Consider the following 23006-nt stretch of genomic DNA (forward strand, 5'->3'; position numbering starts at 1 on the left):
GGCGTCCGGAGGCTTTTAACGCCTCTGGGTGCGGGTAAGGTTAGGTTAGCCTCACCGATAAACGGGGTGGCAGTGAACGACCGATCCCGCCGGGAGGTGAACCGCGTGTACGTCTGCTCGTGCTTCGGCATCACGGAGAAGCAGGTCAAGGAGCATGCGGACGCCGGGGCGTGCACGCCGCGTCAGATAGCCTCCGCCTGCAAGGCGGGCACGGACTGCGGCGGTTGCGTCCGGGCCATCCAGGCGATGCTCGGCCGTGGTGCCTGCCCGCGCCGTGAACTGCTCGACCAGAAGCGGATGCCCGGCGCCGCCGACCAGACCGCCACGGGCGCCGGATCCGGACCTGCCGCCGAACCGGGAATCGCCCCCGGTAGCGCGCCAGGAATCCCGCTTCCCGACGCGGCCTGACCTGAGCCGGCCCGGGGCGGCCCTCAGCTGTCCGGCTGCTCGATCAGCTGGGCGATGTAGAGCGGCTCACCGAGCTTCTCGACCAGTTCCAGCTGGGTGTCGAGGTAGTCGATGTGGTGCTCCTCGTCCGCCAGGATCGACTCGAAGATGTTCGCCGACGTGATGTCGCCCTTGCCCCGCATCAGCTCGATCCCGCGCTTGAGGCGGTCGATCGCCTCCACCTCGACCTGGCGGTCCGCCTGGAACATCTCGGTGACGGTCTGGCCCACCCGCACATGGAACAGCCGCTGGTAGTTGGGCAGTCCGTCGAGGAAGAGGATGCGGTCCGTGAGGACCTCGGCGTGCTTCATCTCGTCGAACGACTCGGAGCGGGTGTACTTCGCGAGTTTCGTCCAGCCGAAGTTGTCCTGCATCTTCGCGTGCAGGAAGTACTGGTTGATGGCAGTCAACTCTGCGGTCAGCTGCTCGTTCAGGAACTCAAGGACCTCGGGGTCGCCCTGCATCGCAGAGGCTCCTTCCAACCGGTGAACTGGCAAGTTGGCCGCATCTTCGCATCGCACCCGATGGCCGTCCAGTAAGTGCAGGCTTACTGTGAGTTGTCCGAATCGCCCCTGTCCTGGTCAGGACCACCCCTGCCTGTCTGTCACCATGGAGGCATGGGTCAGCCGGAAAGCCGGGAACACCGCGCGTCAGAGCAGTCCGAGCTTCCGCCGGGCCAGCGACTCCAGCGCGGTTGGCCGGTTACCCACTATGGGCCTGTGCCCAAGTTCAAGCCGGACCGCTGGGAGTTCCGGGTCTTCGGGGCTACCGCGGACGGCGAGAAGCACTGCTGGAACCACCAGGAATTCTCGGTGCTGCCGTTCACCTCGGTCGTCGCCGACCTGCACTGCGTCACCAAATTCAGCATGATCGGTGCCGAATGGGGCGGAGTGCTCGCCCGCACGGTCCTGGAACTCGCGCCGCCCGCACCGAACGTCACGCACGTGATGGTCTGGGCCGAGTACGGATTCAGCTCGAATCTGAGGCTCTCCGACTTCGCCTCGGACCGAACACTTTTCGCCACCCACAAGGGCGGGGAACTGCTCACCGCCGAGCACGGTTTCCCGCTCCGCCTCGTCGTGCCGCATCTCTATGCCTGGAAGGGGCCCAAGTGGGTCCGGGGCGTCGAGTACATGACGGCCGACCGCCGCGGCTTCTGGGAGGAGCGCGGCTACCACAACATCGGTGACCCGTGGAGCGAGCAGCGGTACTCCTACCAGGAAGAGCCCGGGGACGGCCCCGAGCTCTGACCTGACGGCTCCCGGGCCGAGCCGGTGGCCCGCCGCCCGGTTCCTCAGTGGTGGTACCGGTGCACCACCGCGTGCCCCTTGCCCCGGCCGATCATCCACTTGTTGACCGGTGTGGTGGCGACGAAGGCGACGGCGAGCGAGATCGCGAGCGCGCCCCAGAACAGCGTGTCGGCGAGCGTGGCGTCCATGGCGCCCGGCCACAGCGCGATCACACCGTTGTCGATCAGCTCCATCACCGCGATGGACAGGGTGTCGGCGGCGAAGGCGACCCGCAGGGCGGTGCCGAAGTCGACGCCCGCCTTCAGGACGGAGCGCAGGGTCAGCGTGTAGCCGAAGAAGAAGGCCAGGACGATCGCGAGCGCCATCGTCGCCATGTTGCCCCAGCCGAGCGCCGTGCCGATCACCATGCCGAGGATCTCGCCGATGGCGCAGCCGGTGAGGCAGTGCAGCGTGGCCCGTGCGGCCATGGCCCAGCCGACCTTGCCGGCGCTGTGGGTGGAGTGGCGGTTGTGGCCTGCGTGATCTGCGTGATCTGCGTGGTCCGCGTGAGCCGAGTGGGGCGAGTGGTCCACGTGCGCCGCGTGCTCTGCGTGGTCCACGTCGTGGTCGTGCCGGCCGTGCTGGCCGTGGTGTGTGTCGTGCTCCATGGTGATCCCCCAAAGCCGAGTAGCGGTTCCTGCCGCCAGCAGGAACCGTATACCCCTGCGGGGTATTCCTCAATGGGGGAATCGCGTGGGGAATCAGCTGTCGCGCAGCCCCTTCAGCCGTGCCACGTCCGCAGCGTGGCCCTCCTTGCCGCCCGGGGTTTCGATGATCAGGGGTACGCCCTCGGTCGCCGGATGCGAGAAGAGTTCACGGAACGGCTCCTCGCCGATGTGCCCGGAGCCGATGTTCTCGTGCCGGTCCTTGTGGGCTCCGACCACGTCCTTGGAGTCATTGGCGTGGATCAGTTTCAGCCGGCCCTCGCCGACCGTCGCCACCAGCAGGTCCAGGGTCTGCCGCATGCCCTCCGGGCCGGTCAGGTCGTGGCCCGCCGCGTAGACGTGGCAGGTGTCCAGGCAGATGCCGAGCTTGGGGTGGGCGTCCAGCGCGTCGAAGTACGGGCCGAAGTCCCAGGTCCGCGAGCAGAGCGAGAAACCCTGCCCGGCGGTCGACTCCAGCAGTAGATACGGGTCGTCGTGGGTCAGCTCGTCCAGGAGCGGCCGCATGTGCGTGCGGACCTGCGCGAGGGCCTGCTCGCGCGGCCGGCCGCCGGTCGCCGATCCGGTGTGCACCACGACGCCCAGGGCGCCGATCTCACGGGCCCGGCGCAGCGAGTGGCGCAGCGACTCCACGGACTTCTCCACGGTCGCCTCGGTGTGCGACCCGAAGTTGATCAGATACGGGGCGTGGACGTACGCCGGTATGGACGCGTCGGCGCACTCGGCGCGGAACTGCTCGTCCTGGGCCGGGTTGCCGACGGGTGTCGCCCAGCCGCGCGGGTTGGCGACGAAGACCTGGACGGCCTCCGCCCCCATCTCACGGGCGTAGGGGAGGCCGACCTTGGCGAGGCCGCCGGCCACCGGGATGTGGCCGCCGACTGGGTTGCGCATACGGATCTAGAGTCCCTTGGTCTTGATGGTGATGGTGCTGCCCTCGGGGGCCTTCTCGCCGCCGTCGACGGACTGGCTCGCGATGGTGTCGCTGAAGGACAGGAACGGGCGGTCGACCTTCACCTCGAAGCCCGCGTCCTCCAGCTCGCTCGTGGCCTCGTCGACGTCCTTGCCGGTGACGTCCGGGACGTCGATCATCCGCGGCCCTTCGGAGACCGTGAGCGTGATGGTGTCGCCCTCGGCGGCCTCGGAGCCCGCACCCGGCGACTGCCGGGCGATGTCGCCCGCGACCTCGGGGGAATTGACCCGGTCGGGCAGCACCTTGGCCTTCAGCCCCTCGTCCGCCAGCGCGGCGGTGGCGTCCGCGACGGACAGCCCGCTGACGTCGGGGACGTCCACCGGAGCGCCCTTGCTGACCTGGAGGGCGACCGCCGTGTCCGGGTGGCGCTCGGTGCCCGCCACCGGGTCCGTGCGGATCACGTCGCCCCGGGCCGTCTCCTCGCTGAACTCCCTGGTGACCATGCCGGGCACCAGGCCGGCCTTCTTCAGCTCACGCCTGGCGTCGGCGATCGAGAGGTCCTTGACGTCGGGCACCTTCACGATCTCGGGGCCGCGCGAGACGACGAGCTTCACCGCGTCGTTGCCCCTGACGCGGTCGCCGGACCCCGGGTCGCTGCTGATGACCTCGCCGCGCTCCACGGTGTCGCTGTAGGCCCGGTCTACGCCCTTGAGCTCCAGACCGGCCTTCGCGAGCCGCTGCCGGGCGTCCTTCTCGGTCTGGCCGAGCAGAGAGGGGACCCGGGTGAACTGTCCGGAGTTGATGTACCAGACACCGGTACCGATCCCCAGCGCCAGCAGCACGGCGACAACCACGGCGATGACCGAGCGCCTCGGTCCGCGGCGGCGCCGGTCCTCCGGCGTGGCCCCAGGCGGCACCGGCGGGGGCATCTCCAGCCGGCTGGTGTGGTGCGAGACGCCCTGCCCGGCCGGGAGCAGCCGAGGGATCACGCTGGTGCGGTCCTCGGCGGCGTCGTGAACCTCGGCGGTGGCCTGAGGCGGTACGGCGTCCAGCTGGGCGTCGGTGAGGCCGGAGCGGGCCGCACGGGTCTCGGCGAGCAGCGTCACCGCGTCGAACGGGCGGGCCTCGGGGTCGCGGGCGGTGGCGCTCGCCACCAGGCCGTCGAGCTCGGCCGGGAGCCCCGGGACGGCGGCCGACGGCGACGGCATGGCCTCGTTGAGGTGTTGGTAGAGGACCTGGGCGGGGGTGTCGCCGCCGTGCGGCTTGGAGCCGGTCAGCATCTCGTACAGGACGACACCGCAGGCGTACACATCGGTGCGGGTGTCCGCGGTGCCGTTCTCTATCTGCTCGGGGGCGAGATAGGAGACCGTGCCCAGGACGGACCCGGTGGTGTTGGTGACGGCGCCCACCGCGCGTACGAGGCCGAAGTCGGCGACCTTGACCCGGCCGTCGTCCCCTATCAGGACGTTCTCCGGCTTCATGTCGCGGTGCACGAAGCCCGCCCGGTGCGCGGCGCCGAGCGCGGCGAGGACCGGCTCCAGGATGTCCAGGGCGGCCCTCGGCTGGAGCGCGCCGCGATCGCGCAGCACGTCGCGCAGGGTGCAGCCCGCGACGTACTCCATCGCGAGGTACACGTACTGCCCCTGGGCGCCCTGGTCGAAGACGGCGACCACATTGGGGTGCGCGAGCCGGGCCACCGACTTGGCCTCGCGGATGAAGCGCTCGACGAACGAGGCGTCGGTGGCCAGCGCCGGGTGCATCACCTTGAGGGCGAGCACCCGGTCGAGCCGGGTGTCCACGGCCCGGTAGACCGTGGCCATGCCGCCCACGGCGATGCGGGCATCGACGCGGTAGCGGCCGTCGAGCAGCTGCCCGACGAGAGGGTCCTGGAGGGTCGTATCCACGCAGGCGAGTCTACGAGCCGCCACGGACACGGCCCACCGGCCGGGGCGGACCCGGGGCCGTACTGCAGCCGAGCCGTGACAGGGACATGCGATCCGCCCGCGTGCCGGCGGCTCAGAAGGCCGGCCGCTCCGGGTCCAGCACCGCCCGCCCCTCGACCGGCGACGACGCCTCCGCGAAGTGACGGCGGGGAATCCGGCCGGCCCGGTACGCCAGCCGCCCGCCCTCCACCGCGTGACGCATCGCCGCGGCCATCAGCTCGGGCTCCTGGGCCCGGGTCACCGCGGACGCCAGCATCACCGCGGCGCACCCCAGCTCCATCGCGAGCGCCGCGTCGGAGGCGGTCCCGGCGCCCGCGTCGAGGATCACCGGGACCCGGGCCTGCTCGACGATCAGCCGGAAGTTGTGAGGGTTGCGGATGCCGAGCCCGGAGCCGATGGGGGAGCCGAGCGGCATCACCGCCGCGCATCCCACGTCCTGGAGCCGACGCGCCAGCACCGGGTCGTCATTGGTGTACGGCAGCACGGTGAAGCCGTCGTCCACAAGGATCTCCGCGGCGTCCAGCAGCTCGATCGGATCGGGCAGCAGGGTCCGCTCGTCGGCCACCACCTCCAGCTTGATCCAGTCGGTGCCGAGCGCCTCGCGGGCCAGCCGGGCGGTCAGCACGGCCTCGCCCGCGGTGAAGCAGCCCGCCGTGTTGGGCAGCACGCGGATGGAGAGCCGCTCCAGGACGGAGAGCACCGAACCCTGCACGGTCGGATCGAGGCGGCGCATCGCGACGGTGGTCAGCTCGGTGCCGGAGGCGGACAGGGAGCGCTCCAGCACGTCGAGGCTCGGCGCCCCGCCGGTCCCCATGATCAGCCGGGAGCCGAACGTGGTGTCGCCGAGGGTGAAGAGGTCGTCCGACATGATCAGCCTCCCTGGACCGCGGTCAGGACCTCGACGCGGTCACCGTTGAGGAGCGTGGTGGCGGCCCACTGGCCGCGCGGTACGACGGTCTCGTTGACGGCGGCCGCGACACCGGAGTGCGCGGTGGTGAGCATGGCGACGAGCGCCGCCAGGGTGGTGCCCCCGGCGAGGCGTCGGACCTCGCCGTTCACGGAGACGGAGAGGCGGGTCGCCCCGGAGAGCGGTGCGGGCTCGTTCATGCGGGCTGCTCCTGACGTACGGAGGCGGTGGCGCGGGAGAAACGGTGCGGGGTGAAGGGGCGGGCCGGCTCGGGCGGCTCGCCGCCGGTGAGGAACTCCGCCATGACGTCACCGGTGATGGGGGTGAGCAGCACGCCGTTGCGGTGGTGGCCGGTGGCGAGGTGGAGGCCGGGCAGGGCGGTGGGGCCGAGGAGCGGGGCGTTGTCGGGGGAGGCGGGACGAAGGCCGGCCAGGGTCTCGGTGAGCGGCAGCTCGGTGATGCCGGGGACCAGTTCGTGGGCGTCGCGCAGCAGCTCGTAGACGCCGCCCGCGGTGACGGTGGTGTCCCAGCCCATTTCCTCGCTGGTGGCGCCGACGACCAGCTCGCCGTTCTCGCGCGGTACGAGATAGAGGTGGCCGCCCCGGACCACGGCCCGGACCGTGCGGCTCAGGAACGGTGCGTACCCGGCGGGCACGGTCAACCGCACCACCTGGCCCTTCACCGGCCGGACCGGTGGCACCACCTCGTCCGGCAGCCCCGGCAGCCGCCCGCTGAGGCTGCCCGCGGCGAGCACTACCTGGTCGGCCACCGGCTCCGTACCGTCGGCGAGCACCGCCCCGGCGGCCCGGTCGCCCACCACGCTCAGGCGCTCCACCCAGCCGCGGTGGAAGACCACCCCGGCCCGTTCGCAGGCGGTCAGCAGGGCGGCGGCCAGCCGGCGGGGATCGATCTGGTGGTCGCCGTCGACCCGAAGGCCGCCCCGGACGCCCGGCGCGAGCATCGGCTCCAGCCGGCGGCACTCACGGCCGGTGAGCCACTCCGATTCGAGGCCGGAACGCTGCTGGAGGGCGTGCAGCTCCCGCAGATGGGCGCGGTCGTCGGAGTCCAGCGCGACGGCCAGGGTGCCGCAGGCGCGAAAGCCCGTCTCCCGCCCGCTCGCCGCCTCCAGCTCGGCCACGAAGGCCGGATAGCGGGCCGCCGAGGCGACGTTGAGGCCGAGCAGCAGCTGTTCGCCGTAGTGGAGTTCGGTGACGGCGGCCAGCATGCCGGCCGCCACCCGGGCGGCACCGCCACCCGGTTCGGGGTCGGCGAGCGCCGTGCGCAGTCCGCGCTGAGCGGCCCGCCAGGCCGTCACCAGGCCGATGATCCCGCCCCCGATGACCAGGACATCGGATCCGTTTCCGTTCCGAGCAGAACGCATGGGCTTCCAGCCCCTCCCTTCGCCGGCATGACCCGGATCAGGTTCGTACGGTCGGAGGCCGCCCAGCCTCCCTCTCAGCCCGGTGCGTCCGGGCTCCCGCGAGTGCTTTACGTTGGCCACCCTAAACCCAGTCCCATCGGACCAGTAAGGAGTGGTCACCGTGGCCCGTTCGCTCGACGGACTCGTCCTCGCCCCGGTCGCCGACCAGGCGCCCGGCCAGGTCGGCACCCGTACCCGCTTCACGTACCACGAGGACGACGGCCGGATCTGGGCCGAGTACGCGGGCGGCGACGTGGTGCGCGGCCATCTCGTCGGCACCCGGGACGGCGACACCCTGGACTTCCGCTACGTCCAGTTGAAGCAGGACGGAACGACGTCCAGCGGCCACTGCGTCTCCACCGTCGTCGACCTCCCGGACGGCCGGGTCCGGCTGGACGAGCGGTGGGCGTGGGAATCGCAGGAGGGCAGCGGGACGAGCACGGTCGAGGAACTCGCCCTTTCCTGACGATCCGTCAGGTGATTATGGTGTACGGGTGAGCGATCAGCAGCAGTCAGAGCAGCCGGACCGGCGGGCAGGACACCGCGTGGTCGTCGTCGGTGCGGGCATGGCCGGGGTGCAGACCGCGGTGGCCCTGCGGGAACAGGGCTTCACCGGCCCCGTCACCCTGATCGGTGCCGAACCGCACCAGCCCTACGACCGGCCCCCGCTGTCCAAGGCGGTGTTGCTCGGCAAGGCCGAGGACTCCGCCTTCGACATCGACTTCGAGGCGCTGGACATCGATCTGCAACTGGGCCGCGAAGTCACCGGCGTACGGCCGGGCGCGCACGAACTGGACACTCCGTCAGGGCCCGTTCCCTACGACAGCCTGGTCATCGCGACCGGTGCCGAACCCGTCGTCCTGCCCGGCACCGAGGGCGTTCCCGGCGTCCACCTGCTGCGCACCCTCGACGACGCGGCACGGCTGCGGCCGGTCCTCGACCAGCAGCACGGCGTCGTGGTCGTCGGCGCGGGCTGGATCGGCGCCGAGTTCGCCACCGCGGCCCGCGCCGCCGGCTGCGCCGTCACCGTCGTCGAGGCCGCCGACCGGCCCCTGGCGGGCGCGATGCCCGCGGAGGTCGCCGCCCCGATGGCCGCCTGGTACGCGGAGATCGGCGCCGAACTCCTCACCGGGGCCAGGGTCGAGAGCGTCGAGCCGGGCCGGGTGGTCCTTGCGGACGGCCGCACCGTCGCGGCCGGAGCGGTCGTCGTCGGAATCGGCGCCCGGCCCGCCACCGGCTGGCTGGCCGGCTCCGGCATCGCACTCGGCCCCGACGGATCGGTGACCGCCGACGGGGCGCTGCGCACCTCGGCGCCCGATGTGTACGCGGTCGGCGACTGCGCCTCGTTCCCCTCCGCCCGGTACGGCGAACGCCTGCTCGTCCATCACTGGGACAACGCGCTCCAGGGCCCGCGCACCGCCGCCGCCAACATCATCGGCGCGGCGGCCGGCGGCGCCCCGGAGCCGGTGGTGTACGACCCCGTGCCGTACTTCTGGTCCGAGCAGTTCGACCGGTTCGTGCAGTACGCGGGCCACCACGGGAGCGCCGACACCCTGCTGTGGCGCGGCGATCCGGCCGGGCCCGCGTGGTCGGTGTGCTGGCTGCGCGACGGCGTCCTGGTCGCGGTCCTGGCCGTCGGCCGGCCGCGCGATCTGGCACAGGGCCGCAAGCTCATCGAAGCGGGGGCGCGGCTCGATCCGGAGAAGGCCGGTGACCCGGCCGTACCGCTGAAGTCGGCGATCCGTCAGTAGGTGCACGGACAGCGTACGCTGGCGTCTTTTATGTGGACGACCTCTTGGAGGAAGGCAAAAATTAGTGCACTGTGCATCTTTTGGAGTGCTCATTTCATACTCTTCGAAGGACGCACATGTTCCGGCACAGATTGGCCCGCGCGCTGCGTGGAGTCTCCGTGGCTTCGGCGTTGACCGCCCTCGTCGGCGGCGCACTTGCCGCCCCGGCCTACGCGGGCGCCACGCCCAGGCCCGATTCCAACCCGGCCGTCGACTACCAGGACCCGATCGACGCGCTGCCACCGGTCTCCCGTCCGGACACCGAGAGCTGCTCGGTGACGGCTGTCGACCACGACTTCGGCTACACCCTCGGCGGACCGCCGTACACCACCACGCTCACCCCGCCCAAGCAGTGCGAGGGGCCGTGGAACAAGGTCGTCCTCGACTGGTCGGGCAGCGTGAAGGGGCGTCAGTACGACCGCCTCGCAGCGGTCTTCATCGGTGGCGCGGAGGTCTTCCGTACCAGCACCGCCGAGCCCGACGACGACGGCATCAGCTGGCACGTCGCCAAGGACATCACCGACTTCGCGCCGCTCCTCAAGGACCCGCAGAAGCTCCAGCTCGAACTGGGCAACGTTGTCAACGACACCTACACCGGGGTGTACAGGATCAAGCTGAAGATCACGTACTACCAGGCCGACAAGCGTCACCCGGCGGCCACCACGGCCGACCGCGTCGTCCCGCTCGGCGACACCGGCTCCGGCAGTGCCCCCTGGATGAGCGTCGGCAAGGGCGGCTCCACCCGCACCGAGGTCACCTTCCCGCGCAACCTGACCAAGGCGCGCCTGGAGGTCTACGCACGCGGTGGTGGCTGCGACGAGCAGTGGTTCGACGCGGTCCCCAGTGACCTGGCGGAAACAGCCCCCGACTACCTCTGCGGCGGCGGCCCCTACCGTGAGGTGCAGGTCGCGGTGGACGGACAGCCCGCCGGCCTCGCCCAGCCGTACCCCGTGGTGTATTCCGGCGGCATCGTGCCGACCCTGTGGCGCCCGATCCCGGCCATCGACCAGTTCAGGACCGAGGCGTACGACATCGACCTCACCCCCTTCGCGGGTCTGCTGGCCGACGGCAAGCCGCACGTCATCAGCATCACGCCGTACGGTGCGGCCGATGGCTGGATCGTCGACGGTTCGCTCTTCCTCGACACGGACGCGCACGCGTCCCGCACGCGCGGCAGGGTGACCACCAACACCCTCGGTCACACCCCGGTCGTGAAGACCGTCCAGACCCCGGGCGAGGACGGTTCCACGGACGTCTCCGTGTCGACCGGCCGCTCCTGGAAGATCTCGGGCTATGTCGAGACCTCGAAGGGCCGGGTCACCACCACCGTCGAGCAGGACTTCTCGTACAGCAACGAGGGCACGGTCTCCAGGACCGGCCGGCAGCAGACGGTGCACCAGCGCGACCACGGCGCCACCACGGTGACGACGAGGACCGGCGGACGCACCGAGGCCCGGCGGCACGCCTGGTCCTACCCCATCGACGTCGACATGGACATCCCGTTCTACGGCGACTACAACAACTACGACCTGAAGGCCGCCGTCACCCAGCGCCGGGTGCTCCTCGACACGTCCAGGAAGGGCTCCGCCCACGCGTGGCGCACGGACGCGGTCACGGACGACACGGTGGACTCGACCGGCAGTCTCGCCCGTGAGAACGGCGCGGTCCGGGCCGCCGACGGCGCCTCGTCCGAGACGTACCGGGGCACCACGGACACCGGAGCCTGCTACTCGCGCTCCCTGACGACCGCGCACGGCTGGGTCACCGGCGACCGGCAGAGCCACTGCCGCCTCGCCGACGTGGTCCGCGAGGCCCTGAAGGGCTGAGTCCGGGTATCGGCTGTCAGTGCGGGATGGCAGGCTTGTCCTCGTGACCGAGATTGACGCAAAGATCGATGCTCTCGTCCCCGACTGGCTGCACCTGCCCGACATCGCCGAAATGCTCGGTGTCGAGGTGACGCGCGTGCGGCAGCTGGTCAAGGAGGGCCAGCTGATCGCCGTACGACGTGGTGAGAACCGGACGCTCCAGGTGCCTGCCGCCTTCATCGACGGCGACAAGGTGGTCAAGGGCCTTTCCGGCACCCTGACGCTCCTGAAGGACGACGGCTACAACGACGAAGAGATGCTGGAGTGGCTCTTCACCCCCGACCCGACCCTGCCGGGCACCCCCGCCCAGGCACTGAGTGAGAATCGCGGCACGGAGGTGAAGCGCCGCGCCCAGGCGCTCGCCGTCTGACGACCGGCCGTATGCGAGGGGCGGGCCGCGCGACACCGCGCGGCCCGCGCCGCGCACCGTCCGGCAGCAGCCGCTCCACCACGCTCTCCCAGGGGGAACCGCACCATGTCCACGCCTCGCGCGCTGCTGTCCGACGCCCGGCTCTATCTGTGCACGGATGCCCGCAGGCGTCAGGGCGACCTCCCCGAGTTCCTCGACGCCGTCCTCGCCGCGGGAGTGGACATCGTCCAGCTCCGCGACAAGGGCATGGAGGCGGCCGAGGAGCTCGGCCATCTGGCCCTCCTCGCCGACGCGTGCCGGCGCCACGGCAAGCTCCTCGCGGTGAACGACCGGGCCGACGTCGCCCATGCCATCGGCACCGACGTGCTGCACCTCGGCCAGGGGGACCTGCCGGTGCCCGCCGCCCGCGCCATCATCGGCGAGGACGTGGTGATCGGCCGCTCCACACATGCCCGGTCCGAGGTCGACGCAGCCGTCGCCGAGCCCGGCGTGGACTACTTCTGCACCGGCCCGTGCTGGCCCACCCCGACCAAGCCCGGACGCCACGCCCCCGGCCTGGACCTGGTGCGGTACGCCGCCTCGCTCGACCAGCCGCGCCCCTGGTTCGCCATCGGCGGGATCGACGCCGGCAATCTCGACGAGGTGCTGGACGCCGGGGCCCGCCGGGTCGTCGTCGTCCGGGCGATCACCGAGGCCGCCGACCCGGCCGCCGCCACCGCCGACCTGGCCAGAAGGGTCCGGGCGCGCGTCGCGGAGTGATCCGGCGGACCGGGCCGGAGGTGATATCCGGCCGACTGTCCGAGGGATGGACAAACAACCAGTCAATTCGGGCAATTCGCACTGGTCCGGTCCATCGGTCGTCGCGCTCTGGTTAACCTGCCGGTATGGCCCTTGGCACACCATCCACCAGGACAGATCACGCGCGCACGGTGCGTGAGCTTCTCGCGACCGGCAGGACCTCGTACTCGTTCGAGTTCTGGGCGCCCAAGACCGAGAAGGGCGAGCGGAACCTCTGGAACGCGCTGCGCCGGGTCGAGGCGGTGCGGCCGAGCTTCGTCTCCGTGACCTACGGGGCCGGTGGCTCCACCCGGGCCGGGACGGTTAAGGCCACCGAGCAGATCGCGGCCGATTCCACCCTCACCCCGGTCGCCCACCTCACGGCGGTCAACCACTCCGTCGCCGAGCTGCGCAACATGATCGGGCAGTACGCGGACGCCGGGATCCGGAACATCCTAGCCGTGCGCGGAGACCCGCCGGGCGACCCGATGGGCGAATGGGTCGAGCACCCGCAGGGTGTGCGGTACGCGGCCGATCTCGTCCGGCTCATCAAGGAATCCGGCGATTTCTGCGTCGGCGTCGCGGCATTTCCCGAGATGCACCCGCGATCGACCGACTGGGACACCGACATCCGGCATTTCGTGGACAAGTGCCGCGCCGGTGCCGACTATGCGATCACCCAGATGTTCTTCAATCCGGAGGACTATTTGCGTATGCGTGACCGAGTGGTCGCTGCGGGTTGCGAAACCCCGATCATTCCCGAAGTCATGCCGCTGACCAGCGTCAAGCAGTTGGACAGATTCGCGCAGCTCAGCAACGCGTCTTTCCCCTCGTCCCTGAAAGAACGCATCCTCGCCGCCAAGGACGATCCCGCCGCTGTACGCTCCATTGGCATCGACTTCGCAACGCAGTTCTGCGCGAGGCTGCGATCCGAGGGTGTGCCCGGACTGCACTTCATCACGCTCAACAACTCGACTGCGACGCTCGAAATCTACGAGAATCTCGGACTGCACAAGCAGTCGTGACCGGCCGTACCCGCCGCGACCCGGGCGGTGGCCGTAGGAGGGGGCGGGCATGGGCTGGACGGTTCTCTACATCGCGTTCGGAATTGTGGCGCTGTGGCTGCTCGGTGAGGTGCTCCTGCAGTACAAGGCGCGCCTTCGATGGCGGCTGCTCGCCTTCGCGGGCTTCGGAATCGTGGTCGTCGGCGTGCTGATGCCGTCGGTGTTCGTCATCGTCCTCGGCACGATCGCCTTCGCGACCGGCCAGACGTACGTCACGCTCTCCTTCCGGCGCGGCTTCTCCACCGGCTGGGCCATAGGGGGCAGCCCCGGCGAGAGCCGGCGTCGCCGCGGCGGCGGCGACCGGGAGGGCCGCGGGCCCACCCTCCAGGTGTCGGACCTGGAGATGGCGTCCGACGAGGGGGCCCCGAAGCCTTCGGCCCCCGGAAATCCGCCCCCCGGGTCTCAGGCCGCCGCGGTCTACGAGCCCGAGCCGATGCCGGACGACACCGGTCAGTACGGCATCTACTCCGACCACCACCGGTCCCGGCAGGAGCAGGGCCGGCAGGAGCACCCCCAGCCCCAGTACGCCGCCTACGACCCGTACGCCGACTCCGCCGCTCACGGTGCGCCGGGCCAGGACACCTACGCCGGCCAGGACAGCTACGCCGGCCAGGACGCCTACGCCGGGCAGGACTCGCTCGCCGGTCAGTACGACTACGGCACCGACCGGCAGCAGTACGCCGCCTACTCCGACCCGTACATCGGGACCGGCACCACCGGCGGCTCCCCGCAGTACGACGCGTACGACAGCTACGGCAACGGCAGCGGCAACAACTACGACGGCAGCAGCAACAACTACGACAGCTTCGGTGGCCGGCAGGAGTACACCGCCGACCCGTACGCCCAGCAGTACGGTCCCGATACTCCGCCGGGCGGTGTCTGGGTGCCGCAGCAGCGAGAGGGCGAGCAGTACCCGGTCGCACCGCCGGAGCCGCCCGCGCCGCCTGCCCCGTACCCGAACGGCTACAACAACGGCAACGGCTACGACGAGCAGCAGTACCGCTACTGACGGCGGGCCGGGTGCCCGGGGCCGCCGGACCGCGGCGGGCCCGGCCGCCGGCTTTCCGGGTCACTGCGAGCCGCGGAAGCCGTCGCCCTCCACGATCAGCCCGGCGACCAGCGCTCCGGACATGCCCGCGTGCGCGAGCCCGCCACCCGGGTGCGACCAGCCGCCCGCGGCGTAGAGCCCCGGCAGCCGGGTCCGATTGCCCGGGTGCAGATACGCGCCACCCGCCCCGGCCAGCGCGGGCGCGGGCACCGAACCGCCCTCGGCGCCGGTGTCGGCAGCCGTCTCGGCCGGCGTCCGCGCCTCGGCCCGCAGCAGCCGCTCCCGTATCCCGGGCACAGCCGCGGCCGCCGCCTCGATCAGCGAGTCGGCGTACCGCTCGCGCATCGCCGGGTCCGTCCAGTCCACCGCGCCGTGCGGGGCGACCGTCGCCATCAGCGTCACCGCCTCGTGGCCCTCGTCCGGGCGGGTCGACGGGTCGTCAGGGCGCACCACCGTCACCGTGGGACGCTCGGCTAGCCGGCCGCCGAACACCGCCTCGCGCTCCACCGCGCTGTCCGCCGCGTGCACCACCGTCCGGTGCACGGCCTCCGGGGGCCGGGCGCCGCGCAACGAGAGCAGAACCATGAACCGGCCCGGCACCACCCCCTGCTCCGGCCCCGGCCGCACCGTCACGTCACCGTCCTGCCGAAGCTCCTGACCGGGCACCAGCCCCGCCCACGGCCGGGCCCCCAGCACCACATGAGCGGCCTCCGCGACCGTCCCGTCCACGAGTTCCACGCCAGCCGCCCGGCCGTCCTTCTCGACTACCCGGGCTACCTCGGAGCCGAAGGCGAACTCCACCTTCCGGGCCAGGCACCGCTCGTACACGGCCTGCGCCAGGGCCCGCATCCCGCCCGAGACGTACCAGCTGCCGAACGTCTCCTCCATGTACGGCAGCAGGGCGGCCGCCGCCGGTGCCCGCAGCGGGTCGAGCCCGTACGACAGGGCGTACCCGTCGAGGAGCGCGGCCAGCCGGGGGTCCGCCAGCTCCCACGCGCCGATCTCCGCGACCGTGCCCGCCTGCCGGGCGGAGCGCAGCAGGCGGCGCTGCCGGAGCGCCGGATACGGATCGCGGCCGAGCACCTGCCAGTCGGAGCGCAGGGGCTCCTCCAGGAGCGGACGCCGGGACCGGTCCCAGGCATTGCGCGCCCGGTCCAGGAACCCGCCCCAGGCCGCGCCCGCACCGCCGCCGAGCGCGCCGTCCAGCGCGGAGACGACCCCGGCCCGTGAGGCGTTCGGCAGCGAGACCGCGGTGCCGTCGGCGAACAGATGGCGGCTCGCCGGATCGACCTGGGTCATGGTGACGCACCGTTCCAGCGGCTCCTTGCCGGTCTTCACGAACAGGTCGCGGTAGACGGCGGGCAGATGCAGCAGCGCCGGACCGGTGTCGAAGACGAAGCCCTCATGGGCATACCGGCCGACCGAGCCGCCGAAGGTCTCCGACCGCTCGTACACCGTCACCCGGTGGCCTGCCACGGCGAGCCGGGCGGCCGCCGCCATCGCGCCCATCCCGGCGCCGATCACCGCAATACGTGCCATGTCAGTGACCTTAACGGCCACCACCGACAGTCACCCCGGTGGCCGGGGAGAACCCGTTCCGGCCAGGCGTTTCTCCCCCCGCCGCCGGGCCCTGCGGCGCATGAACCGGCGGATTCTGGAGGCCAGGAAGGCGACTACGACGATGCCCAGCAGCAACAGCGTCCCCGCGATGACCGCGGCCGCCACCGGATGGAATATCGCGAAGGTGATGATCCCGGCGACGCCCAGGTCCTCGGCGATGCTCACGGCGATATTGCTGAACGGCTCGGGGGAGGAGTTGACCGCCATCCTGGTGCCGGCCTTCACCAGATGGCTCATCAGCGCCGTGGAACCGCCGATCGCCGCCGCCGCGAGCTCCGGCAGCGAACCGCTCTCACCGGCCAGCAGCGCGGCCACGACGGCACCGGCGAGGGGCCTGACGACGGTGTGCACCGAGTCCCAGACCGAGTCCACGTACGGGATCTTGTCCGCGACCACCTCGCACAGGAAGAGAACACCGGCCACCACCAGGACATCGGTGCGTTGCAGCGACGCGGGCACCTCGTCGCTCAGACCGGTGACGCCGAACAGACCGAGCAGCAGGGCCACCGCATAGGCGTTGATCCCGCTCGCCCAGCCGCTTGTGAATACCAGAGGAAGTACGGACACGGACGCGATCGTAACCAGATGGCGTAACGCCGGGGGAGGGGTTCGGAGCGCAGCCCTGAGTATCCGTACTCAGACGAGGAGATGAGTAGGTGTGCGGATGGGCTCCCACCTGCGCGGACGGGAGAGTGGAGCCCACGGAGAGGGTGCGGCTCCGCACCGCCGGCACGGGGCGGCGGAACGGTCGCGGCGCTTCCTCCGGCACGGGGGAGTACCACGGAGAGCTCGGGGACCACGGGGGAGAACGAGGTCACGGGGGAAGGCTCTCCGGCAGCACGGAAGACGCCGGTCCGGCGCAGGCTCGGGGGGATCGAGCCTCGCCGGACCGGCGTCTTCCGTGCTGTGGACCCTGGCGCCGGACGGTCAGCGCCCGCTGACCCGCCCGTGCAGGAGCAGCGACAGCGCCGAGTGCACATCGTCGATCGAACGCTCCGGCTGGAACGCCTGCCAGTCCAGGGCCGCCACCAGCACCATGCCGACCAGCGCGGCAGCCGTCAGCGGGATGTCGATCTCCTCGCTCAGCTCACCGTTGCCCACACCCTCGCGCAGCACCTGCTCGACCACCGCGACGGCCTCCTGACGCACCACCAGGAGGGTGCCCTGCCAGGCCCGGTTGGTGCGCCACAGCTCCGCGACGTACAGCTGGGTGAAGGCGGGATAGCGGTCGATGAAGACCAGGCCGGCCCGGATCATCGCGTCCAGGGCCTCGACCCGGGTGCCGCCGCGCTCCCCGGTCTCCTCGGCCGCGGAGCGCAGCGAGACCGTCAGCAGCCCAACGCCGTGACGCAGCAGCTCCTCGAAGAGCTCGGTCTTGCTCTTGAAGTTGTAGTAGACCGTGCCCTTGGCGACCCCGGCGCGCTCGGCGATCTCGTCCACCGTGGTCGCCGAGAAGCCCTTCTCGGCGATGAGGGTCACGGCCGCTTCGTAGAGCTTCTGCCGGGTGGCCCGGCGCCGAGTGGTGCTGCTGCTTTCCATGGCCCCGATTCTCACAGGTTCCGGCGTGCTCACAGGCTCAGTTCCGGGTGGAGCCGGTCCAGGGTCCACACCTGCTTGCGGCGCGCGGCCACCGCGGTCAGGGCGAGCGCCCCCGCCGTGAAGGCCAGCAGCACCGCGCTGCCCTGCCAGACCGGGCCCAGGCCGCCACCCGTGATCAGCCGGCGCAGCCCCTCGACGATGTAGCTCATCGGCAGATAGGGGTGGATCGCGTTGAAGAACCCGGGGCTGGTCTGGACGGGATACGTTCCCCCGGCCGAGGTCAGCTGGAGCATCAGCACCGCCAGTACGAGGATCCGTCCCGCGGCTCCGAACCGGGCGTTCAGCCACTGAACGATGGCCGCGAAGCAGCAGGTCACCAGTGCCAGGAAGCCGACCGTTCCGGCGGCGCGGGCCATCTGCAGACCGAGCCCCCAGTGCAGTACCGACATCAGCGCCACCACCTGGAGCAGACCGATGGCGGCCACCGGCAGCCAGCCCGCGAACGCGATCCGCCAGGCGGAGGCCCCGGCGGCGAGCGCGCGCCGGTTGAGCGGCTGGATCAGCATGTAGGCCACCATCGCGCCGACCCAGAGGGAGAGCGGGATGAAGTACGGCGCGAAGCCGGTGCCGTAGTTGGGGGCCGCGTGCAGCGACTGGGAGGCCAGCTGCACCGGGTCGGCCATGACTCCGGTACGGGCGTCGCGGTCCTTCTTGTCGTAGTCGGGGATCCTGCCGACCCCGTCGTTGAGTCCCTCGGCCAGGGTGGTCGAGCCGTCGCCTAGCCGGATCAGCCCGCTGTCCAGGTTCGTCGCGCCCTTCTTGAGGTCGCTCACGCCGGAGTCCAGGTCGGCGGAGCCGGTCCTGGCCGTGGTCAGGCCGGTGTGCAGGTCGTCGGCGCCCTTGGCGACCTTGTGGGCGCCGGAGTTGAGCACGTTGATCTTCTTGACCGCGGACTCCAGGTCCTCGTCCAGGTGCGGCGCGTGCTCGGCCAGGTCGTCGGCCTGCTTCTGGAGCGTGGTCAGCTGGTTGCTCAGCTTCTTCAGGTCCCCGTTCTGGTTCGTGACCAGTACGTTCACGTCGTCGGCGATCTTCGCGACATCGGCCGCCGCGGTCGTGGCGCGCTTCAGCGGCGGGCAGATATCGGGGTCGGCGGGCTGCTGGTCCACGCAACTGGTGCGGTGGATCCCGGCCAGGTCGTCGGAGGCCGTGTGGGCGGCGGTGGCCGCGGTGGGCGCCGCCTCGACGAGCAGATCGAGGTTGTGCCGCACGGTCTTCGAGGTGTCGGAGACCAGCCGGGCGGTGTCGCCGATCGACTTGCCGTTGTCCTTCAGGAACGGGCGGACGTCGGCCGCCACTCCGTTCACCTTGTCGGCGAGCTGCTGGGTGCCGTCGGCCACCTGTCGGGAGCCGGTCTCCAGGTCGCCCGCTCCCTTGTTCAGCTTGACGATCCCGCCGGCCAGCCGGCCGCTGCCGGCCTTGGCGTCCTTCAGCCCGTCCGCGAGGTGCTGCGATCCCTTCTTGGCCTTGCCGATGCCGCCCTTGAGGTCGTCGGCCCCCTTGGCGGCCTTCGCCGTCGCGTCATGGAGGTCGGAGAAGTTGATGAAGATCCGGTCGTAGAAGCCGCGCGAGGCGTTGGTCGACGCGGCGGTGCGCACCTCGGAGAAGACCGTCCGGGAGATCTGCCCGACGATGTAGTTGTTGGCGTCGTTGGTCCGCACCTGGAGGGCACCGGTCTCGGGAGAATCACCCGAACTGGACGCGATCTGCTTGCTGAAGTCCGACGGCATGGTGAGCGAGAGGTAGTACGTCCCGTCCTCGACGCCCTTGCCGGCCTGGGCGGAGCTCACCTCGTGCCAGTCGAAGACCTTGGAGTCGAGGAGCTTGCCGGTGATCTCGTCGCCGGCCGCGATGCGCTTGCCGGCGACGGTGGCGCCCTTGTCGTTGTTGACCAGTGCGACGGGGATCTTGTCGAGGCGGCCGTACGGATCCCAGAAGGACCACAGGTACAGCGCGCCGTAGAGCAGCGGCAGGAGCAGCAGGGCGACGAGCGCGGCGCGCGGCAGCTTCCCCCTGCCGAAACGCCTGAGCTCAAGCGCGGCCAGTCTCGGCGAACGCATCGGCCGTTCCTTCCTCGATCGTGGTTTCCCCGGTGTTGTTCTCTCCGGCCGCGTCTTTCTCGGCCGCCCCTTGCCCGGTCGTCTTTCCTTCGGCAGCGGCGTCCGTGCGCAGGGTGATCGCGTCCTCGGGGGCCTGGCTGCAGACGGCGAGCACGGTCGTGCCGCTGTCCGCGACGGACCGCAGCAGCTCCCAGGCCTCGGTGCGTTCGGCGTCGGAGAGCTTGAGATCGGTGTCGTCCACCGCCAGCAGCCGGGGGCCGCCGATCAGCGCGAGGGCGATGGAGAGCCGCAGCGCCTCCAGCCGCTCCAGATCCCGTACGGAGGTCCGCTCGGCCTTGGGCAGGGTGGCCGGGTCGAGTCCGGCGGCGTCCAGCGCCGCGTCGATCCGTTGCTGGGCCGTGGCGACCCGCTCGGCACGCGGACGCAGCAGGGCGCGCAGCGAACCGTCGAAGCGGCGCTGCAGCAGGGCCCGTTCGCGCAGGTGCTCGGCGACGGTGAAGGCCGGGTCGAGCTCGCTGACCCCGGGGACGGGGCCCAGCGCGGCGATGCGGCGTACGGCGGCCATCTTGCGCGGCAGGCGCAGCCCGCCGATCTTCGCGTGGCCCTCGGTGGGGCGCATCCGGCCGGTGAGAGCGAGCAGCAGGCAGGTGCGGCCCGAGCCGGAGGGGCCCTCGATCGCCACCAGCGAGCCGGGCCCGGCGTCGATCCCGATGCCTCGGAAGGCCCAGCCGCGCGGCCCCCTGAGGCCGAAATCCTCGGCAGTGACGGATGCCCCGTGCGGGCTGTCCACAGACCCTCCCCGTGTTTTTTGAACTGACCAGTCAGTTCAAAAAAATAGCCCGAACTTGCGAACGAAGCAAAAGAGCAGGTCGGAGCGAGGTCGAGGTCGATTGTCAGTGGGGCCCCGCACGATGGATACATACGGCCACGGAGCCGTTACACGAGACAGGAGGTTTCGTCATGGCCCACTCGTCCGCAGCAGCCGCACCCCGGCGCCGCGCAGACGGCCCTGCCCCCTCACTGACCGGCCCGGCAAGCGATGTCCACGCCGTTCTGCGCCGCGCCACGGCGCCGCCCGCCGCCCTCGACCTGCTCGCCAAGGCCCGCACCGGCCTCGACGAGGCCGCCGTTCTCGATGTGCCGAACGAGCGGTATGCCACCGCCCACCTCGCAGCGCTGCGCACCGCGGCCGCGGTGCTCGCCGCGCGGGCCCGCCCGGAGACGTCCGGGCGGCGCCGGGAGCGCATCCGCAGCGCCTGGGAGCTCCTGCCCGAAATAGCCCCCGAGCTGACCGAGTGGAGCGCGCTGTTCGCCTCCGGTGCCCGCCGCCGGGCCCGCGCCGAAGCCGGTATACCCGGCGCCGCGACCCGGCGGGACGCGGACGACCTGCTCCGTGACGCGGCGATGTTCCTGCGTCTGGTCGAACGGCTGCTGGTGCTCCAGCCGGTGCTCCCGCAGGCCAGGAGGGAGCGGCCCGACGCGGGATGACGGCAGCGGCGGCGTGAGGCAATAGGGTGGGCATTGCTCGCACCACCTGCACTGTTCACGCTCCGCCGTCCCAGGCGGCACCGTGCCGAGGAGTCATCTGCCGTGTCGGACCAGCTGCGCCCCCGCGCCTCCCTCCGTACCGCCGTGGTCTGGGAGGTCCTCAAGGACGCCCTCGACCACCGGGTGAAGGCAACCGGCAGGGACGCCCTGGATGTCCTGGACACCGGCGGCGGCACCGGCAACTTCGCGGTGCCGGTCGCCCGGCTCGGCCACCGCGTCACGGTCGTCGACCCCAGCCCCAACGCGCTCTTCGCGCTGGAGCGCCGCGCGGCCGAGGCCGGGGTCGCCGACCGGGTCCGCGGGGTCCAGGGCGACATCCACGGCCTGTTCGAGGTGGTCGAGCGCGGTGGGTACGACGCGGTGCTGTGCCATGGCGTCCTGGAGTACGTGGACGACCCGGCCGAGGGTGTACGCAATGCCGTGGCGGCGCTCCGGCCGTCCGGTGCGCTCAGCCTGCTCGCCGCCGGGCTCGGCGGTGCCGTCCTGGCCCGGGCGCTCGGCGGCCACTTCACCGAGGCCCGGCAGGCGCTCGGCGACCCGGCGGGCCGCTGGGGCGAAGGCGACCCGGTGCCCCGGCGCTACACCGCGGAGCAGCTCACCGAGCTGATCTCCGGCGCCGACGTCGAGGTCGGCGCGGTCCACGGCGTACGGATCTTCGCGGACCTCGTGCCGGGCGTGCTGGTGGACACGGAGCCCGGTGCCGTGGAGGCCCTGCTCAAGCTGGAGTCCGCCGCGGCCGAGCTGCCCGCCTTCCACGCCGTAGCGACGCAGCTGCACGTTCTGGGCACGAAGCGCGCCTGAGCGCGGTCCGGTCCGGCCCGGTCCGGTGGGGGCTCGGCCGTAGCGCGGCTGATCAGCGACGCAGCGGCAGACGGAGTACGCACCGGGTCCCCCGATCGGGGGCTTCGCCCCGTATGATCGGGGGACACCATCCGGCATGACGGATCGGAGGTTGGGGAATCAACGCCTCAGCAGCTGAGCCGTCGTGGCGGCCCGGACTGGCTGATGGGCAAGAAGGCGGGTTTCACGGGGGCGATTCCCTGCCTATCCTGGAAGGGCCGCATACCGGCCGCCCCCCGCGGCCGACGACGAGGAGGACTCCGTGCCGCTCTCGGAGCACGAGCAGCGAATGCTCGAGCAAATGGAGCGAGCGCTGTACGCCGAAGATCCCAAGTTCGCGACAGCGCTCGAGGGAAGCGGGCTGCGTACGTACACCCGGCGACGGGTCTACCAGGCGGTCGCAGGCTTCCTGGTTGGTATCGCGCTCCTCATGGCCGGAATGGTCGCCCAGCTCATCTGGATCAGCGTGGTGGGTTTTCTCGTCATGCTGGGTTGCGCGGTCCTTGCGGTCACTGGTTGGCGCAAGGCACCCAAACCGGGTGAGCACCCGGCAGCCGGAGGCAGTGGCGGTGGCGAGCGCAGCCGGCCCAGGCAACGCCGGACCGTGATGAACCGCATCGAGCAGCGGTGGCAGCGCCGCCGCGACGAGCAGGGCCAGTAGGCCCTCGGACACACTTGGGTGAGGGGCGGCCGCGTCTTCGCGGCCGCCCCTCACGCGTGCCCGGGACCGTCATGTGCGCACCGGGCCGTCACGTATGTCCCGGGCCGGTGACTGCGGACGGACATCGGGCCGGCCGGTCCGCGGGAGGGCTTCGAGCGGGCGTAGCGGGAGCCCCGGGCGTGCCCGGAG

Annotated in this window: 24 protein-coding genes and 1 riboswitch; of the genes, 12 read left to right on the plus strand and 12 right to left on the minus strand. The window is 71.3% G+C overall.

From position 1 onward, the window contains the following. Window positions 1–105 precede the first annotated feature (105 nt). Window positions 106–408, plus strand: a complete 303-nt coding sequence (locus ACIRJP_RS03685) for a bacterioferritin-associated ferredoxin (protein WP_404168199.1) — start codon at window positions 106–108, stop codon at window positions 406–408. A gap of 23 nt (window positions 409–431) precedes the next feature. Here the strand turns inward: ACIRJP_RS03685 and bfr are convergent, their stop codons facing one another. Next, the gene (gene bfr / locus ACIRJP_RS03690) at window positions 432–911 is read right to left on the minus strand and encodes a bacterioferritin (RefSeq protein WP_404167778.1); all 480 of its coding nucleotides are present in this window, start codon (window positions 909–911) and stop codon (window positions 432–434) included. Between the two features lie 153 nt (window positions 912–1064). Between bfr and ACIRJP_RS03695 the strand changes: the two genes are divergently transcribed. Then, window positions 1065–1697 carry a sulfite oxidase-like oxidoreductase gene (locus tag ACIRJP_RS03695; RefSeq protein ID WP_266736771.1) on the plus strand — a complete coding sequence of 211 codons (633 nt, stop codon included), beginning with the start codon at window positions 1065–1067 and terminating at the stop codon, window positions 1695–1697. A gap of 44 nt (window positions 1698–1741) precedes the next feature. Here ACIRJP_RS03695 and ACIRJP_RS03700 read toward each other — a convergent pair whose 3' ends face one another. The 6 genes from ACIRJP_RS03700 to thiO form a co-directional block, all read right to left on the minus strand. Further along, window positions 1742–2344, minus strand: a complete 603-nt coding sequence (locus ACIRJP_RS03700) for a DUF4396 domain-containing protein (RefSeq protein ID WP_404167780.1) — start codon at window positions 2342–2344, stop codon at window positions 1742–1744. Between the two features lie 93 nt (window positions 2345–2437). Next, the gene (locus ACIRJP_RS03705; protein ID WP_404167782.1) at window positions 2438–3289 is read right to left on the minus strand and encodes a deoxyribonuclease IV; all 852 of its coding nucleotides are present in this window, start codon (window positions 3287–3289) and stop codon (window positions 2438–2440) included. Between the two features lie 6 nt (window positions 3290–3295). After that, entirely contained in the window at window positions 3296–5212 is a 1917-nt protein-coding gene (gene pknB / locus ACIRJP_RS03710; RefSeq protein WP_404167784.1) for a Stk1 family PASTA domain-containing Ser/Thr kinase, read from the minus strand. Window positions 5213–5324: 112 nt separating this feature from the next. Continuing rightward, entirely contained in the window at window positions 5325–6119 is a 795-nt protein-coding gene (locus ACIRJP_RS03715; protein ID WP_404167786.1) for a thiazole synthase, read from the minus strand. 2 nt (window positions 6120–6121) lie between these two features. Further along, the gene (gene thiS / locus ACIRJP_RS03720; RefSeq protein ID WP_404167788.1) at window positions 6122–6358 is read right to left on the minus strand and encodes a sulfur carrier protein ThiS; all 237 of its coding nucleotides are present in this window, start codon (window positions 6356–6358) and stop codon (window positions 6122–6124) included. After that, window positions 6355–7539, minus strand: coding sequence for a glycine oxidase ThiO (thiO, locus tag ACIRJP_RS03725; RefSeq protein WP_404167790.1), 1185 nt, complete (start codon window positions 7537–7539; stop codon window positions 6355–6357). The genes thiS and thiO overlap by 4 nt, the downstream gene beginning before the upstream one ends. Further along, window positions 7537–7649, minus strand: a riboswitch (TPP riboswitch). It overlaps the preceding gene by 3 nt. Before the next feature lie 50 nt (window positions 7650–7699). Between thiO and ACIRJP_RS03730 the strand changes: the two genes are divergently transcribed. From ACIRJP_RS03730 to ACIRJP_RS03760, 7 genes are all read left to right on the plus strand, one after another. Next, complete coding sequence (locus ACIRJP_RS03730; protein WP_404167792.1) at window positions 7700–8044, plus strand: hypothetical protein; 345 nt, start codon at window positions 7700–7702, stop codon at window positions 8042–8044. 28 nt (window positions 8045–8072) lie between these two features. Further along, on the plus strand, window positions 8073–9329 hold the full coding sequence (locus ACIRJP_RS03735) for an NAD(P)/FAD-dependent oxidoreductase (protein WP_404167794.1): 1257 nt from the start codon (window positions 8073–8075) through the stop codon (window positions 9327–9329). Between the two features lie 158 nt (window positions 9330–9487). Beyond that, window positions 9488–11194, plus strand: coding sequence for a peptide-N4-asparagine amidase (locus ACIRJP_RS03740; protein WP_404167796.1), 1707 nt, complete (start codon window positions 9488–9490; stop codon window positions 11192–11194). A 43-nt stretch (window positions 11195–11237) separates the two neighbouring features. After that, window positions 11238–11603 (plus strand): Rv2175c family DNA-binding protein, encoded by a 366-nt coding sequence (locus tag ACIRJP_RS03745; protein WP_266736757.1) that lies wholly within the window; start codon window positions 11238–11240, stop codon window positions 11601–11603. A gap of 105 nt (window positions 11604–11708) precedes the next feature. Beyond that, complete coding sequence (thiE, locus tag ACIRJP_RS03750) at window positions 11709–12362, plus strand: thiamine phosphate synthase (protein ID WP_404167799.1); 654 nt, start codon at window positions 11709–11711, stop codon at window positions 12360–12362. Between the two features lie 125 nt (window positions 12363–12487). Continuing rightward, window positions 12488–13405, plus strand: coding sequence for a methylenetetrahydrofolate reductase [NAD(P)H] (metF, locus tag ACIRJP_RS03755; RefSeq protein WP_404167801.1), 918 nt, complete (start codon window positions 12488–12490; stop codon window positions 13403–13405). A gap of 49 nt (window positions 13406–13454) precedes the next feature. Then, a complete protein-coding gene (locus tag ACIRJP_RS03760) occupies window positions 13455–14453 on the plus strand; it encodes a hypothetical protein (protein WP_404167803.1) in 999 nt (332 codons plus the stop codon). Window positions 14454–14513: 60 nt separating this feature from the next. Here the strand turns inward: ACIRJP_RS03760 and ACIRJP_RS03765 are convergent, their stop codons facing one another. From ACIRJP_RS03765 to ACIRJP_RS03785, 5 genes are all read right to left on the minus strand, one after another. After that, the gene (locus ACIRJP_RS03765) at window positions 14514–16031 is read right to left on the minus strand and encodes a phytoene desaturase family protein (protein WP_404167805.1); all 1518 of its coding nucleotides are present in this window, start codon (window positions 16029–16031) and stop codon (window positions 14514–14516) included. A 30-nt stretch (window positions 16032–16061) separates the two neighbouring features. Then, window positions 16062–16679, minus strand: coding sequence for a DUF4126 domain-containing protein (locus ACIRJP_RS03770; RefSeq protein WP_404167807.1), 618 nt, complete (start codon window positions 16677–16679; stop codon window positions 16062–16064). Window positions 16680–17039: 360 nt separating this feature from the next. Beyond that, window positions 17040–17651 (minus strand): TetR/AcrR family transcriptional regulator, encoded by a 612-nt coding sequence (locus ACIRJP_RS03775; protein WP_404167809.1) that lies wholly within the window; start codon window positions 17649–17651, stop codon window positions 17040–17042. Between the two features lie 29 nt (window positions 17652–17680). Then, the gene (locus ACIRJP_RS03780) at window positions 17681–19768 is read right to left on the minus strand and encodes a YhgE/Pip family protein (RefSeq protein WP_404167811.1); all 2088 of its coding nucleotides are present in this window, start codon (window positions 19766–19768) and stop codon (window positions 17681–17683) included. Further along, on the minus strand, window positions 19740–20558 hold the full coding sequence (locus tag ACIRJP_RS03785) for an ATP-binding cassette domain-containing protein (RefSeq protein ID WP_404167813.1): 819 nt from the start codon (window positions 20556–20558) through the stop codon (window positions 19740–19742). Before ACIRJP_RS03785 ends, ACIRJP_RS03780 begins: the two co-directional genes overlap by 29 nt. Before the next feature lie 170 nt (window positions 20559–20728). Between ACIRJP_RS03785 and ACIRJP_RS03790 the strand changes: the two genes are divergently transcribed. The 3 genes from ACIRJP_RS03790 (at window position 20729) to ACIRJP_RS03800 (ending at window position 22817) form a co-directional block, all read left to right on the plus strand. Next, entirely contained in the window at window positions 20729–21256 is a 528-nt protein-coding gene (locus tag ACIRJP_RS03790) for an SAV_6107 family HEPN domain-containing protein (protein ID WP_404167815.1), read from the plus strand. Window positions 21257–21358: 102 nt separating this feature from the next. Beyond that, window positions 21359–22117 (plus strand): class I SAM-dependent methyltransferase, encoded by a 759-nt coding sequence (locus tag ACIRJP_RS03795; RefSeq protein WP_404167817.1) that lies wholly within the window; start codon window positions 21359–21361, stop codon window positions 22115–22117. A 301-nt stretch (window positions 22118–22418) separates the two neighbouring features. Next, a complete protein-coding gene (locus tag ACIRJP_RS03800; RefSeq protein WP_383709106.1) occupies window positions 22419–22817 on the plus strand; it encodes a DUF3040 domain-containing protein in 399 nt (132 codons plus the stop codon). The last annotated feature ends 189 nt before the right edge of the window (window positions 22818–23006 follow it).

The sequence above is a fragment of the Streptomyces sp. NPDC102437 genome (assembly GCF_044765565.1).
Taxonomy (GTDB): domain Bacteria; phylum Actinomycetota; class Actinomycetes; order Streptomycetales; family Streptomycetaceae; genus Streptomyces.